General features: G+C 67.3%; 16 protein-coding genes. 14 read left to right on the top strand and 2 right to left on the bottom strand.

The window, feature by feature from the left end; translation table 11 throughout:
• Positions 1-4 precede the first annotated feature (4 nt).
• The 9 genes from purB (at position 5) to GRI40_RS01405 (ending at position 7,979) form a co-directional block, all read left to right on the top strand.
• Positions 5-1,333 (top strand): adenylosuccinate lyase, encoded by a 1,329-nt coding sequence (purB, locus tag GRI40_RS01445; RefSeq protein WP_160611307.1) that lies wholly within the window; start codon positions 5-7, stop codon positions 1,331-1,333.
• 110 nt (positions 1,334-1,443) lie between these two features.
• Positions 1,444-1,842: a LapA family protein gene (locus tag GRI40_RS01440; protein ID WP_160609695.1), complete on the top strand. Its 399-nt coding sequence runs from the start codon at positions 1,444-1,446 to the stop codon at positions 1,840-1,842.
• Entirely contained in the window at positions 1,839-2,513 is a 675-nt protein-coding gene (gene pyrF, locus GRI40_RS01435) for an orotidine-5'-phosphate decarboxylase (RefSeq protein WP_160609694.1), read from the top strand. Before GRI40_RS01440 ends, pyrF begins: the two co-directional genes overlap by 4 nt.
• Positions 2,514-2,557: 44 nt before the next feature.
• Positions 2,558-3,193: a phosphoribosylanthranilate isomerase gene (locus GRI40_RS01430; protein WP_160609693.1), complete on the top strand. Its 636-nt coding sequence runs from the start codon at positions 2,558-2,560 to the stop codon at positions 3,191-3,193.
• Positions 3,190-4,398, top strand: a complete 1,209-nt coding sequence (trpB, locus tag GRI40_RS01425; protein WP_160609692.1) for a tryptophan synthase subunit beta — start codon at positions 3,190-3,192, stop codon at positions 4,396-4,398. Before GRI40_RS01430 ends, trpB begins: the two co-directional genes overlap by 4 nt.
• 51 nt (positions 4,399-4,449) lie before the next feature.
• Complete coding sequence (locus GRI40_RS01420) at positions 4,450-4,854, top strand: endonuclease domain-containing protein (RefSeq protein ID WP_160609691.1); 405 nt, start codon at positions 4,450-4,452, stop codon at positions 4,852-4,854.
• Positions 4,854-5,657 carry a tryptophan synthase subunit alpha gene (gene trpA / locus GRI40_RS01415; RefSeq protein ID WP_160609690.1) on the top strand — a complete coding sequence of 268 codons (804 nt, stop codon included), beginning with the start codon at positions 4,854-4,856 and terminating at the stop codon, positions 5,655-5,657. Before GRI40_RS01420 ends, trpA begins: the two co-directional genes overlap by 1 nt.
• A gap of 89 nt (positions 5,658-5,746) precedes the next feature.
• Positions 5,747-6,595, top strand: a complete 849-nt coding sequence (accD, locus tag GRI40_RS01410; protein ID WP_160609689.1) for an acetyl-CoA carboxylase, carboxyltransferase subunit beta — start codon at positions 5,747-5,749, stop codon at positions 6,593-6,595.
• A 91-nt stretch (positions 6,596-6,686) separates the two neighbouring features.
• Positions 6,687-7,979: a folylpolyglutamate synthase/dihydrofolate synthase family protein gene (locus GRI40_RS01405; RefSeq protein ID WP_160609688.1), complete on the top strand. Its 1,293-nt coding sequence runs from the start codon at positions 6,687-6,689 to the stop codon at positions 7,977-7,979.
• 37 nt (positions 7,980-8,016) lie between these two features.
• Here the strand turns inward: GRI40_RS01405 and GRI40_RS01400 are convergent, their stop codons facing one another.
• Positions 8,017-9,744: an AmpG family muropeptide MFS transporter gene (locus GRI40_RS01400; RefSeq protein ID WP_160609687.1), complete on the bottom strand. Its 1,728-nt coding sequence runs from the start codon at positions 9,742-9,744 to the stop codon at positions 8,017-8,019.
• Positions 9,745-9,818: 74 nt separating this feature from the next.
• On the opposite strand from GRI40_RS01400, the gene GRI40_RS01395 reads away from it, so the two are divergent.
• From GRI40_RS01395 to rsmD, 3 genes are read left to right on the top strand one after another with little or no spacing between them, the layout of a single operon-like run.
• The gene (locus GRI40_RS01395) at positions 9,819-10,976 is read left to right on the top strand and encodes an aromatic ring-hydroxylating oxygenase subunit alpha (protein WP_160609686.1); all 1,158 of its coding nucleotides are present in this window, start codon (positions 9,819-9,821) and stop codon (positions 10,974-10,976) included.
• 17 nt (positions 10,977-10,993) lie between these two features.
• Positions 10,994-11,770, top strand: a complete 777-nt coding sequence (locus GRI40_RS01390; RefSeq protein WP_160609685.1) for a pseudouridine synthase — start codon at positions 10,994-10,996, stop codon at positions 11,768-11,770.
• Positions 11,767-12,339 (top strand): 16S rRNA (guanine(966)-N(2))-methyltransferase RsmD, encoded by a 573-nt coding sequence (gene rsmD / locus GRI40_RS01385; RefSeq protein WP_160609684.1) that lies wholly within the window; start codon positions 11,767-11,769, stop codon positions 12,337-12,339. The genes GRI40_RS01390 and rsmD overlap by 4 nt, the downstream gene beginning before the upstream one ends.
• A gap of 50 nt (positions 12,340-12,389) precedes the next feature.
• On the opposite strand, the gene GRI40_RS01380 is transcribed toward rsmD, so the two are convergent.
• Positions 12,390-12,986 (bottom strand): hypothetical protein, encoded by a 597-nt coding sequence (locus GRI40_RS01380; RefSeq protein WP_160609683.1) that lies wholly within the window; start codon positions 12,984-12,986, stop codon positions 12,390-12,392.
• Positions 12,987-13,094: 108 nt separating this feature from the next.
• On the opposite strand from GRI40_RS01380, the gene GRI40_RS01375 reads away from it, so the two are divergent.
• Complete coding sequence (locus GRI40_RS01375) at positions 13,095-15,395, top strand: ATP-dependent helicase (RefSeq protein ID WP_160609682.1); 2,301 nt, start codon at positions 13,095-13,097, stop codon at positions 15,393-15,395.
• An 88-nt stretch (positions 15,396-15,483) separates the two neighbouring features.
• Positions 15,484-15,642, top strand: coding sequence for a hypothetical protein (locus GRI40_RS01370; RefSeq protein ID WP_160609681.1), 159 nt, complete (start codon positions 15,484-15,486; stop codon positions 15,640-15,642).
• Positions 15,643-15,671: the final 29 nt, after the last annotated feature.

Raw genomic sequence — 15,671 nt, 5'->3', positions numbered from 1 at the left:
GATGATGGTCCCCCGCTATTCCCGCCCCGCCATGTCCGCGATCTGGGAAGCGGAATCGCGATTCCGCATCTGGTTCGAGATCGAGGCTCACGCGACGGAGAAGCTCGGCGAGCTCGGTGTCGTGCCGGTGGAGGCCGCCCGGGCGTTGTGGGCGTGGTGGGCGACCGAGCCCGCGATCGACGTGCCCGCGATCGATGCGATCGAGGCGGTGACCAAGCACGATGTGATCGCGTTCCTCACCTGGGTCTCCGAACAGGTGGCCGCGCACTCGGGGGAGGATTGGGCCCGCTTCATGCACCAAGGCATGACCAGCTCCGATGTGCTCGACACCGCGCTGGCAGTGCAACTGGCGCGCGCGAGCGATATCCTGATCGAAGACATCGACCTGCTCCTCGCCGCGCTCAAGACGCGCGCAGAGGAACACAAGTACACGCCCACGATCGGTCGCAGCCACGGGATTCACGCCGAACCCGTCACCTTCGGGTTGAAGCTCGCGCAGGCTTACGCGGAGTTCGACCGGTGCAAGGCCCGTCTGCAGACCGCGCGGGCGGAGATCGCGACTTGCGCCATCAGCGGCGCCGTGGGCACGTTTGCGAACGTCGATCCGCGCGTTGAAGCGCATGTCGCAGAGAAGCTGGGCCTGACCGCGGAACCGATCAGCACCCAGGTGATCCCGCGCGATCGCCACGCCATGTTCTTCGCGGTTCTGGGCGTGATTGCAAGCTCGGTGGAGCGGCTCGCGATCGAAGTGCGCCACCTGCAGCGCACCGAAGTGCTGGAAGCGGAGGAATACTTCTCCCCGGGCCAGAAGGGCTCCAGCGCGATGCCGCACAAGCGCAATCCCGTGCTGACGGAGAACCTCACCGGCCTCGCCCGCATGGTCCGCAGCGCGGTCGTGCCCGCCATGGAGAACGTGGCCCTGTGGCACGAACGCGATATCAGCCACTCGTCGGTCGAACGTTTCATCGGCCCGGATGCGACCATCACCCTCGATTTCGCCCTGGCACGCCTGACCGGCGTGATCGACAAGCTCCTCGTCTATCCGGCCAGGATGCAGAAGAACCTCGACCGGATGGGTGGCCTCGTTCACTCGCAACGCGTTCTGCTCGCGCTGACGCAGGCAGGGGTGAGCCGGGAGGACGCGTATCGCCTGGTGCAACGCAACGCGATGAAGGTGTGGGAAAGCGACGGCGCGCTTTCGCTGCTCGATCTGCTCAAGGCCGATTCGGAAGTGACCTCCGCCCTCAGCGCCGCGCAGCTGGAGGAACGGTTCGACCTTGCATATCACTTCGCCCAGGTGGACACGATATTCGCACGGGTGTTCGACAGCTGATCGCGCAGACATTGTTTGTCTGCGGCGCCGCGATGGTCCATCATCGCTGCACGATATAGTGGTCCGGCACGCCGGAGACCGCGAACCAGGCTGGGCAAGGGGATAACAGGATGCAGGCATTGCGCTTGATCGGGTGGGTCGCGGTAACGGCGGTCTTCGTCATGTTCATGTCGATCAACTACACGCGGCCGGTGCCGGTGCGTTTCTGGCCGATGCCGGGCGACACGCTGCTCGTCGAATGGCCGGTGGCCGTGATCGCGCTGGTGTTCTTCCTCCTCGGCTTCGTTCCGACATGGCTGATGCATCGCGCGGTCGGTTGGCGGCTCAAGCGGCGCATCACGCTGCTGGAAACGACCGCGCGCAATCATGCGATGGCGGCGGCGACCCCGCCGATCCCCCCTGCGACTGTCCCGGGCGATTCCACTCCGGCGCATCCCCCCTACCCACGGGCGGACGATCATCAGCCGGTTGCCGGCGCCCCCGTGCCGAAGGACGACATCCTTAAGTGAGCAATCCGGTCTATCTCGCGCTCGACCTGCCGCAACTCGATGCGGCAAAGGCGCTCGCCGCGCGGGTGAAGGGCCACGTGGGCGGCTTCAAGCTGGGCCTCGAATTCTTTTGCGCCCATGGCCACCACGGCGTCCACGAGATCGCGGCGCTGGGCTTGCCGATCTTCCTCGACCTCAAGCTGCATGACATTCCCAACACCGTGGCCGGCGCGATGCAGGCGATCCACATGCTGCAGCCCGCGATCGTGACCGTGCATGCCGCGGGCGGCCGGGCCATGATGGAAGATGCGAAGGCGGCCGCGGGCCAGGCAACGCGCGTGGTCGCGGTAACATTGCTCACCAGCCTCGACGAGCGCGATCTGCAGCGTACCGGCATTGCAGGCTCTGCGCACGACCAGGTCATGCGCCTGGCGGAACTGGCGGAAACCGCCGGGCTCGACGGGATTGTTTGCTCCGGGCAGGAAGTCGCCGCTGTCCATCGACAGTGGAAGGACGGGTTTCTCGTCGTGCCGGGCCTGCGCCTGGCGGACAACCATGTGGCCGATCAGAAACGCGTCGTGACCCCGCGCAAGGCGCGTGACGATGGTGCCAGTGTGCTGGTGGTGGGCCGGCCAATCAGCCGCGCGGCGGATCCGCTCGCCGCGGCGCGCGCCGTCGAAGCGACACTCTAAACGCTTCGTTTGCACTTTCGGCGGGCTGCCGTATGGCCGCGCGCATGACAAATACCCTCGTCAAGGTGTGCGGGCTTTCCACGCCCGAAACCGTCGATGCCGCCGTTGACGCTGGCGCCGATTACATCGGCCTGGTCCATTTCGCCCCGTCCCCGCGTCACGTGACCCTGGACCAGGCGGCCCGGCTGCGGGCGCGCGTACCGATGACGACAAAGGTGGTCCTGCTGCTGGTGAACGAACAGCCGGTTCCTACCGCCCAGGCGGTCGACGCGGTCAAGCCGGACGTGGTGCAGTTCCACGGCGGTGAAACGCCGGAGTGGCTCGCCCTGTTGAAAGGCGCGATGCCACAGGAAGTCTGGAAGGCCTACGGGGTGCGCGATGCAGGCTCCCTTGAATCCGCGCTCAAGTTTCGCGGCGCGGTCGACAGGGTGCTGTACGATTCGGCGAAGGGCGCGCTGCCGGGTGGCAACGGCCTCGCGATCGACTGGTCGCTCCTCGCGGCGCACCGACACGAACTGGCGTGGGGCCTCGCCGGCGGCCTGACGCCCGACAATGTCGCCGATGCCATTCGCCAGACCGGCGCGCCGCTGGTCGATGCATCGAGCGGCCTTGAAAGCGCCCCTGGCGTCAAGGATGTGGACAGAATCCGCGCCTTCGTCCAGGCGGCACGGCAGGCATGAACACACCCAATTCCTTCCGCGCGATGCCGGACGAACGCGGGCATTTCGGCGATTACGGCGGACGCTATGTCGCCGAGACGCTGATGCCGCTGATCCTCGAGCTCGAGACCTCATACCGCGCCGCGCAGGCCGATCCGTCGTTCGAGGCGCAGTTCCAGGATCTGCTCGAACATTATGTCGGACGGCCCAGCCCGCTCTATTTCGCCGAGCGCCTGACCGAAGCGCTTGGCGGCGCGCAAGTGTGGTTCAAGCGCGACGAGCTCAACCACACCGGCGCGCACAAGATTAACAACTGCATCGGCCAGATCCTCCTCGCGATCCGCATGGGCAAGCAGAAGATCATCGCGGAGACCGGCGCGGGCCAGCACGGCGTCGCCACCGCGACCGTCTGCGCGCGGTTCGGCCTCCCCTGCACGATCTTCATGGGCGCTACCGATGTCGCGCGTCAGCAGCCCAACGTCTTCCGCATGAAGCTTCTGGGTGCCGATGTGGTGCCAGTTACCAGCGGCGCGGCGACGCTGAAGGACGCGATGAACGAGGCGCTGCGCCACTGGGTCGCGCACGTGGAGGACACGTTCTACATCATCGGGACCGCCGCCGGCCCGCATCCCTACCCCGAGCTGGTGCGCGATTTCCAATCGGTGATCGGCAAGGAAGCGCGCGCGCAGATGCTTGAGCGCACCGGCCGCCTGCCCGACCTGCTGGTCGCGGCCATCGGCGGCGGCTCAAACGCGATCGGCCTGTTCCACCCCTTCCTCGACGACGTGGGTGTGAAGATGCTCGGCGTCGAGGCGGCGGGGCACGGGCTCGACAAACAACACGCGGCGAGCCTCGCGGGCGGTGCGCCGGGCGTTCTTCACGGCAACAAGACGTATCTGTTGCAGGACGAAGACGGCCAGATCGCAGAGGCGCACTCGATCAGCGCGGGCCTCGACTACCCCGGCATCGGCCCCGAGCACGCCTGGCTCAAGGACACCGGCCGGGTCGAATACACCGCCGTCACCGACGACGAGGCACTGGACGCCTTCCAGCTCCTCTGCCGCACCGAAGGCATCATCCCCGCGCTCGAACCCAGCCACGCCATCGCCGCCGTCGCCAAGCGCGCGAAGGAAATGGACCGCGACGCGATCATCCTCGCCAACCTCTGCGGGCGGGGGGACAAAGACATCTTCACAGTGGCGGAGCATCTGGGAGTGGAGATTTGAGCCGGCGGCAAAGGCCCTCACCCCTTCAGGGGAGAGGGTTGGGAGAGGCGAATGCGTGACCTCGAGCTGACGAAGCGCGCCCGCGCAATGCGCCGCGCGATGACGGAAGCTGAAACGCGGCTCTGGCCGGAACTGCGGGCCAAGCGCTTTGTCGCTGTGAAGTTCAGGCGGCAGAAGGTCATCCAGGATGAGCGCCACCGCTACATCGTCGATTTCGCTGCGAATGATCCGAAATTGGTCATTGAATTGGATGGAGACACCCACGCCGCCTGCGCACGCTACGACGCCGCGCGCACGACGTTTCTTGAAATCAAGGGCTACCAGGTGCTGCGTTATTCAAACCACGACGTGACGAGAAACATGGACGGTGTGTTGCAGCATTTGGCTGGCGTGATCGCGCAACTGCAATCACAGCCCCCTCTCCCAACCCTCTCCCCTGAAGGGGAGAGGGCTTGATGAGCAGCCGCCTCGCCTCCGCCTTTGCCCAAGAGTCGCCCGACGGGACTCGCCACCCCGCGCTCGTGTGCTTCATCACCGCGGGCGATGGCGACACCGCGTCGAACCTCGACGCGGTGGTCGCAGGCGGTGCGGACGTGATCGAGCTCGGCATGCCGTTCACCGACCCGATGGCCGACGGCCCGGCGATCCAGGCGGCGAACTTGCGCAGCCTGGGCGCTGGAACGACGACGGCCGACGTGCTCGCCATCGCCAGCGGGTTCCGCGCGCGTCACCCTGAGGTGCCGCTGGTGCTGATGGGCTATGCCAACCCGATGATCCGCCGCGGGCCGGTGTGGTTCGCTGCCGAGGCCAAAGCCGCCGGGATAGACGGGGTGATCTGCGTCGACATCCCGCCCGAGGAGGACGACGCGCTCGGCCCCGCGCTGCGCGATGCGGGCGTCGACCTCATCCGGCTGGCCACCCCCACCACCGATACGGACCGCTTGCCTGCGGTACTCGAGGGCTCGTCGGGATTCATCTATTACGTCTCGGTCGCCGGGATCACCGGGCTCCAGCAGGCCGCCACCGCCTCGATCGAGAGCGCGGTAGCCCGGCTCAAGGCCGCGACCGACCTGCCGATCGCGGTCGGTTTCGGTGTGCGCACGCCCCAGCAGGCAGGGGCGATCGCGCGCGTGGCGGACGGGGTGGTCGTGGGCTCGGCACTGGTCGAGCTGTGCGCGGAGCCCGACGCGCCGGAACGCTTGCGGAAGCTGACCGCTTCGCTGGCCGAGGCGGTGCACAACGCGCGCCAGCTTGCCTAACGTCGTCATTCCCGCGAACGCGGGAATCCAGCGAGAAGGAAACTGGATCCCCGCTTTCGCGGGGATGACGATTAGAATAGGAGCACCCCATGTCTTGGCTCAACCGCGTCCGCAATTCGCTCCCCTTCGTCGCCAAACGGGAAACTCCCGACAACCTGTGGGTGAAGTGCCCCAGTTGCCAGGAAATGCTGTTCGTCAAGGAATACGAGGAAAACCTCAGCGTCTGCCCGCGGTGCAACCACCACGGGCGCATCAATGCCGATACGCGGCTGGCGCAGCTCCTCGACCCGGGTTTCGAACTGCTCGCCCAGCCGAGCGTGAAGGAAGACCCGCTGAAGTTTCGCGACACGGCCAAGTACACCGACCGGCTGAAGAAGGCGCGCGCCAAGAACCCCCACGCCGATGCCTTCAGCGTGGGTTCCGGCACGATTGAGGGGCGGCCCGCCGTGGTCGGCGTGCAGGATTTCAGCTTCATGGGCGGCAGCATGGGCATGGCCGTGGGCACCGCCTTCTGCACCGGGGCCGAACGCGCGCTCGATCGCCGCTGCCCCTACGTCGTGGTGACGGCGGCCGGCGGCGCGCGCATGCAGGAGGGCATTCTCAGCCTGATGCAGATGCCCAAGGCCACCGTCATGACGCGCCGGTTGAAGGAAGCAGGCCTGCCCTACATCGTGCTGCTGACCGATCCCACCACGGGCGGCGTCACCGCGAGCTATGCCATGCTGGGCGATGTCCAGATCGCGGAGCCGGGCGCCCTGATCGGGTTCGCCGGGCAGCGCGTGATCCAGGACACGATCCGCGAGCAGCTTCCCGAGGGCTTCCAGCGCGCGGAATACCTGCTGAAGCACGGGATGGTGGACATGGTGGTGGACCGCAAGGACCTGAAGGCGACGCTGGCGACGCTGATCGACTACCTCGCGCCGAGGAAGGCGGCCTAGTGGTGAAGCCGTCATCCCGGCCAAAGCTGGGAGATGCTTCATACTTCGCACTTCAGGAAAATGGCCCCGGCTTTGGGTGTGATGACGCACGGTGAAGGATTTCGCGACCTCATCCGATCCCGCCGTCCAGGCCACGCTTGATCGGCTGGCCAGGTTGTCGCTCCCACAGGGGCGATTGGGGCTCGATACGATCCGCACGTTGCTCGCCCGGCTTGGCGATCCGCAGAAACGATTGCCGCCGACGTTTCATGTCGCGGGGACCAACGGCAAGGGTTCGACGTGCGCCTACCTGCGCACGATGCTGGAGGCCGGCGGCCTGACGGTCCACACCGCGACCAAGCCGCACCTGGTGCGCTACAACGAACGCATCCGCATCGCGGGTTCGCTCATATCCGATACCGAGCTGGCCGAGCGACTCCGCACAGTCCTCGACGCAGGGGCCGATCTGGCGCCGAGCTTCTTCGAGGTAACGACCGCGGCGACCTTCCTCGCTTTCGCCGAACATCCCGCCGATGCCTGCGTGATCGAGGTCGGGCTTGGCGGCCGGTTCGACGCCACAAACGTGCTGGAGGCGCCAGCGGCGTGCGGCATCGCCAGCCTGGGTATCGATCACGAGGCCTTCCTGCTCGCGCCGGAAGACGGGACGCCATGCGAGCCACTGGCACGCATTGCCTTTGAGAAAGCCGGCATCGTCCGCCCCGGCCGGCCGCTGGTCACGCAGTCCTACCCCGAGGGGGCCGAGTTGGAGATCGAGCGCGCGGCGATGGCGGCGGGCGCACCGCTTCACATGCGCGAACGCGATTGGACGGCACACATCGGCACGCAGATCGAATACGAGGATCGCCATGGGCGTGTGGCGCTGCCCCTTCCCGCGCTCCCGGGCCGCCACCAGGCTGACAACGCCGCGCTCGCCGTGGCGATGCTACGTCATCAGGATTTCGTGACGGTGGATATCGGGGCGATGATCGACGGTGTCCGGTCGGCACGCTGGCCCGCGCGGCTCCAGCGGCTGGCGGGCGGCCCCTTGACGGCGAATGCACCAGGCCGCGCCGTGTGGCTGGACGGGGGCCACAACGCCGATGCCGGCGCGGCGATTGCCCAGCACTTCACGGACCCGGTTCACCTTATCGTCGGTATGCTGGCCAACAAGAACCCGCGCGCGATCGCCGATCCGCTGGACAGGCGCATGGCGAGCCTGTCGGTGGTACCGGTGCCCGGCAGCGAAAGTCATCCGGCCGGTGCGTTCGGGCCCGACGCGCGGGCCTTTACCGATGTGGGGGCGGCGCTGCGGGCGATCCCCGATGACGGCTTGCCGATCCTGATCGCCGGTTCGCTATACCTCGCAGGCGAAGTGCTGCGGGCGAACGTGGAAGTGCCGGACTAGGCTGTCCGCCCGCGCGGGGCCTGGAAGCGTCCGCTCATCATTCCGCCGGCACCGCCACGCCGGCTTCAGGCGTCACCACGCCGCGGGCGCCGGTGCGGCTCTGGCGCCACCATTCGAGCACCACCAGCGCCATGGCGCCCACGCCGATCCAGGTCGTCAGGATGAAAACATCGTAATAACCCTGCCGCTCGATCATCTGGCCGAGCGCGCCGCGCCCCAGCGTACCGACCAGCAGCGTGAGGGAGGACAGCAGGGCGTACTGCACCGCGCTGAACTGCTTCGAGACGATCGAGGAAAGCCACGCGACGAACGCCGCACCCGCGATACCGATGGCGAGGTTCTCTCCGCCGATCGTCAGCATCAGTCGCGCGAGCCGCTCGCTCCCCCCGGGAAAGCTCGAGACCAGCGCGGAGAACCCGCTGCCGTTCGCCAATGCGCCGATGACCTGGCCTCCCGCGGCCATGTCGGCGTAAAGGAGGTTGGTGAGCGCCGCGAGAAGTCCGCCGATCAGCAGGGTCGGCATGCGCCCCAGCGCGGTCAGCATCCAGCCCCCGATAGCCAGGCCGAGCACGATCGCGCCGACGCCGAAGATCTTGGAAGCGAAGGCGACCTCGTCCTTGGTGTACTGAAGCTCGCCCAGATAGAACGGATAGGCGAACGTGCCCCAGATCGCGTCGCAGATGCGATAGGTCAGCACCAGCGCCAGGATCAGCACCAGCGACCAGCCCATCCTGCCGACGAACTCGACCAGCGGCAGCACCAGCGCGCGGTAGAGATGGTCGAGGGCGAAAGCGGCGCCGCTTGCTGCCGGCGCGTCCTCGGCCAGAAGGTTGTGCCCCTTGCTCTGCTGCCCGGCCAGCCAGCCCGCGATCAGCGCCGGGATGACGATCGTCGCGACGATCACCCAAGGGCCCCAGGTCAGCGTGAATTCGGTGGGGTCCGGGCGGTTTTCCGGCAGCGCCGTCATCGATCGGATCATGAAATCGAGCAGGACCGCGATCGTGCCCGCCCACAGCAGGCCGACAACCGCAAGCGCGCGGTACCGGACCTTGGGCGCCAGCGCGCCGGCCCGGCGCAGGGCGCGCACCTGCGCGTCATTCTCGATCGACCCGTCGCTCGCGCCCCGCCCCGCGTCGGGCGCGAACAGCCCGGCGATACCAATGGCGAGCAGCATGGCGCCCATCATCGTGTAGGTCATCGGCCAGCCGATCCGTTCGGCGATGATCAGCGCCAGCGCCCCGCCCGCCAGGGAGGATAGACGGAAGCCCATCTGGTAAACCGTCGACAGTACGTCGAGCGTCGCCTTCTCGTCAGCCACGTCGATGCGCCAGGCGTTGATCGCGATGTCCTGCGTGGCGCTGGCCAGCGCCCCGATGCCGGCCAGCAGGCTGAACATGCCGAGCTGGCTGCGCGGATCGAGCAGGGCCATCGTCACCAGGATCGCGCCCAGCAGCAATTGCATCGGGATGATCCACTGCTTGCGCTTGCCCAGGCGGCGCAGGGCCGGCAGGTCCACCTTGTCGATCAGCGGCGACCAGATGAACTGGAAGGCGTAGGCGAGCCCGATAAGCGAGAATACGCCCATCGTTTCCAGGTCGACCTCGGCCTCCGTCAACCACGCGAACAGGGTGCCCAGGAACAGCGCGAAGGGCAGCCCGCTGGCGAACCCGAACAGTAGCATGAACCCGGTCTTCCGGTTCCGCAGCGCCTGGCCGAGGATGCGCCAGCTCGACGGTTTCTTCGTTGCGGCGGCTGCTTCGGCCATTCCCTGACTGTCCTTCCCGTTCGACCCGTTTCGTGCGACACTTAACGCGGGAAGAGGAATAGGGAAGCGCTGCGATGAACGACGTCGTAACCGCGCCGGGGAAAAGGCCCACCGGAGGCCAGCTGGCGTTGGCAGAGGCACTGGCCCGGGGCGACACCCGGCCCGCGGCGGACATCACCACGGTTCCCGCGGCCGTCTATACCGCCCCGGATCACTTCGCGCGCGAAAAGGCCGCCCTGTTCGACCGGCTCCCGCAGGTGCTGATGCCCAGCGCATTGTTGCCCGAACCCGGGATGGCCGTGCCGCACGACCTGTCGGGCAGGCCGCTGCTGGTGACGCGCGACAAGGCGGGCGCGGTGCACGTGTTCCTGAACGTCTGCCGCCACCGCGGCACGCGCCTCGTCGAAGGCACCGAGGCGGAATGCGCCGCGCGGTTGGTGTGCCCCTATCACGCGTGGACCTATCGCCTCGACGGAGCGCTGCTCGCCCTTCCCCGGCCCGACAGCTTTCCCGGGCTCGACAAGGACGATTATCACCTCGTCGAGCTGCCGAGCCGCGAGGCTGGCGGGCTCATCTGGTACGCGCCGGCGAACGGCGCCGATTTCGGCCACGCCAACACGATCGGCGACGACATGGACGCCTTCGGCACGGCGGATCACCACCTGTTTCGCCGCAAGACGCACTCGGTGGCCGGAAACTGGAAGCTGATCATGGACGCGTTCCTTGAAAGCTACCACGTCACCCGGCTCCACGCGAAGACGATCGGCCCGTTCTTCAAGGATGGCGTGACCACTGGCGACATGATCGGCCCGCACGCCCGCAGCGCGGTGGGCCGGGTGGAGGAGATGGGCGGGGTCGACCTTGCCGACATGGCCGCGCTCCGCCGGCGCGTGACGTTCGCGTACCAGTTCCTGCCGGCAACCGTGATCATACCAAGCCCCGACTACCTCAACGTCCTGACCCTGTGGCCGCAGGCGGTGGACCACACGCTGGTGGAGGATTTCATGCTGATCCCCGAACCGCCCGCCACCGACAAGGCGCGCGATCATTGGGAACGCAGCTGGGCGCTGCTCGACGGCGGGGTCTTCGCCAGCGAGGACTTCCGCGCAGCCGAGCTCGGCCAGCAGGGCCTCTCTACCGGGGCCGTGCCGCACCTGACGCTGGGAACGCTGGAAGGCGGCATCGCGCGCTTCCACGAGACGGTGAGCGAGGCGTTGCGCGCCGCATCCTGAAGGCCTAGTCGCGCCCGATGCCCCGATCCGAACGCCCTGAAGGCGCCGCCCCTCCTCCCGCGCGCAGCGGCGAACGCATCGCCAAGCTGCTGGCCCGCGCCGGCGTCGCCAGCCGCCGCGAGGTCGAACGGATGATCGCCGACGGCCGCGTCGCCATCGACGGCAAAGTGCTGAACACCCCCGCCAGGGTCCTGCCGAACCTGAAGGGCGTGACGGTCGACGGCAAGCCGGTGGCCCGCGCGGAGCATGCCCGCGTGTTCGCGTTTCACAAGCCTTCGGGCCTGCTCACCGCGGAGCGCGATCCCAAGGGACGACCCACGATCTACACCGCGCTGCGCAACTCCCTGCCGCGCGGGGCGCCGCGGGTCATGCCCGTTGGCCGGCTCGACATGAACACCGAAGGGCTGCTGTTGCTGACCAACGACGGCGAGCTGAAGCGCGCGCTGGAACTGCCGTCGTCCAACGTGCCCCGCACCTACCGCGCGCGGGCGTTCGGCGATGTGACGCAGAGCCAGCTCGACGACCTGATCGAAGGGGTGGAGATCGACGGTGTTCGCTACGGCAAGATCGAGGCGGACCTCGACAGCGGCAAGGGCCGCAACCGCTGGATCGTGATGACCCTCACCGAAGGCAAGAATCGCGAGGTTCGCCGCGTTCTCGAACACCTGGGCCTGCAAGTCAGCCGGCTGCTGCGAGTGGGTTACGGTCCGTTCAACCTGGGCGACCTGCCGCGCGGCGCGGCGGCGGAGATCCCGCAAGCGCAGGTAGAGCGTCTGCGCAAGAGCTTGCGATGAGGATCATTGCCGGCGAATGGCGCGGCCGCAAGCTGGCCGCCCCCAAGGGCGATCTGACGCGCCCCACTGCCGACCGCACGCGGGAAACGCTGTTCAACATGCTCGCGAGCCGGCTTGGCACTTTCGATGGCCTGGTGGTGGCGGACCTGTTCGCCGGTTCCGGCGCGCTGGGGATAGAGGCGCTGTCGCGCGGGGCCGCGTCGTGCCTTTTTGTCGAGAACGACGCCGGGGCGATCGATGTCATCCGGGCGAACATCGCCGCTGTCGGTGCGCGCGACCGGGCCGAGGTGCGCCGCGGTTCGGTTATGGACCTGGGGCCGGTCCCCGCCCCATACGACCTTGTCCTGCTCGATCCGCCGTATGGCACGGGCGCTGCCGCGGTGGCCCTCGACCGAATGGGCCGCCTCGGCTGGATCGGCCCGGCGACACTGATCGCCGCCGAAACAAGCGCCAGGGAGACGGTTGACGTGCGATCCCTCGAGATCGAGGCGGAACGCAAGGTGGGCAAGGGCAAGCTCTGGCTCCTGCGCAAGGCGGCCGGAACGCCCGGCGAAACGTCCCCCGCATAAAAAAGGGCGCCTCCCCAAGGGCGCCCTTTTCATTGTCGGTTCGCCGCTGATCAGCGCTGCGGCAGCTTGCCCGGAATCTCGCTAGCAGGCTTGCCGGGCCAGTAGTTGAGCGGGCGATTGCCGTAATTCTTGCCGGCTTCGCGCGGGTTGCGGCAGCTATCGGTGATGGTCGCGCTGCAAAGCGGATATTCCCCGCCCGCGGCAGTCGTGGCAGCAGGAGTGGTCTGGACGACTTCGCCCGCCACCATTTGCGGCGGGCTGTCATTGGCATTCACCGCCGCCGTCGCTGCTGCCATCGCGGTGGGCGAAGCGCTGGCCGACCGCGTGCGCATGACCTGGTTTTCGATCGAGGCCCAGGTCGCCGCGCGCTGCTCGGGCGTCATCGCGTACACTTGCGCGCGCTGCTCGTCAGTCAGGGCCCACCACCCGGTCTGCTGCGGTTCGGTGAGCGTCCAGTAATAGACGCGGTAGGTGTTCGGCCACGCGGTGTAGATCGTCTGGCGCTCCACCGGCCAGGCATCGTACACCGTCTGCTGGGTGGGCGTGAGAACGTAGACGTCCCCACTGGAGGTCACGACCGCGTCCTGCGCGATAGCGGGAACGGCGAAAGCCAGCGCGGCCGCGCCGGCGAGGATCAGCTTGTTCATGAAGCACTCTCCGTATCGTTTCTGCACCGCACTACGCACGGCAATCGCGGACGGTTCCGCTGGCCCCTTGCGTGCAGCACGCGTGTTCCCTAGCTGTTCGCGCCTGCCATGACGCCCGCGCCCCTGCCTCCCACGCCGGAAAACGGTATTCCGCCCTATGCGATGGGGCTGAACGAACCGCAGCAACAGGCGGTGCTGACGACCGAAGGCCCCGTGCTGATGCTGGCCGGGGCGGGCACGGGAAAGACGGCCGCCCTCACCGCGCGGCTGGCGCACCTGGTCGCGACCCGGCGCGCCTGGCCGAGCGAGATCCTGTGCGTCACCTTCACCAACAAGGCCGCGCGTGAGATGCGCGAACGGGTCGGCCGCCATATTGGTGATGCGGTGGAAGGGATGCCCTGGCTGGGCACGTTCCATTCCATCGGCGCCCGGATGCTGCGCCGCCACGCGGAGCTGGTCGGCCTGCAAGCGAACTACACGATCATCGACACCGACGATCAGTTGCGGTTGCTGAAGGCGCTGATCACCGAACATGGGCTGGACGAAAAGCGCTGGCCGGCGCGGCAGCTTGCCGGCCTGATCGACCGCTGGAAGAACCGTGGGCTCAATCCGCGGGATCTCGATGCGGTGGAGAACGAAGCCTATGCCAACGGCCGGGGGCAGCAGTTCTACGGTCTGTACCAGGACCGCCTGAAGGCGCTGAACGCCTGCGATTTCGGCGACCTGCTGCTGCACATGCTGAATATCTTCCGGACCCACAACGACGTGCTGGCCCAGTATCAGCAGCGTTTCAAATACGTGATGGTGGACGAATATCAGGACACCAACCAGGTCCAGTACCTGTGGCTGCGGCTGATCGCGCAGGCGCGCAAGAACATCTGCGTTGTCGGGGACGATGACCAGTCTATCTACTCCTGGCGCGGGGCAGAAGTCGCCAATATCCTGAAATTCGAAAAGGATTTCCCCGGCGCCACGGTCATCAAGCTGGAACAGAACTATCGTTCCACCCCGCACATCCTGGGCGCGGCCAGCGGGCTGATCAACGCGAACAGCGAACGCCTGGGCAAGACGCTGTGGACCCAGATCCCGGCGGGCGAGAAAGTCCGCGTCATCGGCGTGTGGGACGGGCCGGAGGAAGCCCGCCGCATCGGCGAGGAGATCGAGCGGCTGGAACGCGAAGGCGCCGGGCTGGACCAGATCGCCATCCTGGTCCGCGCCCAGTACCAGACCCGCGAGTTCGAAGACCGTTTCATCCAGATCGGCCTCAATTACCGGATCGTCGGCGGCTTTCGCTTCTACGAGCGGGCCGAAATTCGCGACGCGCTGGCGTACCTGCGGGTCATCGCCAGCCCTGCCGACGACCTGGCGTTCGAGCGTATCTACAACCAGCCAAAGCGCGGCCTGGGTGCCAAGACGCTGGAGACCATGCACCGCTATGCCCGCGCCGCCGGGTTGCCCTTGGCCGCCGCGTCCCTGCAACTGGCCGATACCGACGAGCTGCCGGCCCGCGCGCGCGCCACGATCGCGGCGCTGATGCGCCAGTTCCTGCACTGGCGCGAACTGGCGGAGACCACTTCGCCCGCCGAATTGCTGCGCACGGTCATCGTCGAAAGCGGGTACGAGGCGATGCTGCGCGGGGACAAGAGCGCGGAAAGCGCCGGCCGGGCGGAAAACCTGTCCGAACTTGCCCGGGCGATGGAGGAATACGACACGCTGGGTGATTTCCTCGAACATGTCGCGCTTGTGATGGACAACGACCGGGGCGACACGGGGGAAAAGGTCACCATCATGACCATCCACGCCGCCAAGGGCCTGGAATTCGATCACGTGTTCCTGCCCGGCTGGGAAGAAGGCGTGTTCCCCAGCCAGCGCGCGCTCGACGAGGGCGGCATGGCCAGCCTGGAGGAGGAACGGCGGCTCGCCTACGTCGCGATCACCCGGGCCCGGCGGCGCTGCACGATCATTCACGCGGCCAACCGGCGCATCTACGGCCAGTGGTCCAGCAGCATACCCAGCCGCTTTGTCAGCGAGTTGCCGGCGGAACACATAACGGAAGAAACCACGCTCACGGGCGGCGCATCGCTATGGCGCGCGCAGTTGAGCGAGCATGACGATCCCTTCGCCCATGTCGCCGCATCGCAGCCCGCCCGCACCATGACGCGAGGGCCCGGTTTCCAGCGCGCGTTGACCACCGGGTATGACAAGACCCCGCATCGCGTGCGCGAGGTCACTCGCAGCGCGGCGAGCTTTGCCGCCAAGCCGCGATCGGACATCGCAGTCGGCCAACGGGTGTTCCACGACAAGTTCGGTTACGGCGAAGTCGTGGACCAGGAAGGCAACAAGCTGGAAATCGAGTTCGAGCAGGCGGGGCGAAAGCGGGTGATCGACAGCTTCGTTTCGGTGGCCTGAGCCACCCGCGCGGTCGTCCGCCGCTTCGCTGCTGCCTTACCCGGAAACCTCCCCCTCCCCAGCCGTTGGTCGGCTGAAGGAGAAGATCATGTCCAGCGAAACCGGCAACGCCCAGGCGCGCGAGGAAAACCGCGGAAGCGCAAATCCCAACGAGGCGCGTCAGAAAGCCGACAGCCGCGATCCCAACAAGTCGAACGCCCGCGACCGCGAAGGCCGCAAGGGCGGCGACAACGCGAAGGCGCTCTAGGCGAAGACCCTCTAGGCGAAGCGCTCGGG

Origin of the sequence: Tsuneonella aeria, assembly GCF_009827495.1 — a bacterium.
In the GTDB taxonomy this organism is placed as follows: domain Bacteria; phylum Pseudomonadota; class Alphaproteobacteria; order Sphingomonadales; family Sphingomonadaceae; genus Tsuneonella; species Tsuneonella aeria.
This window is presented reverse-complemented; position numbering and strand designations above follow the sequence as displayed.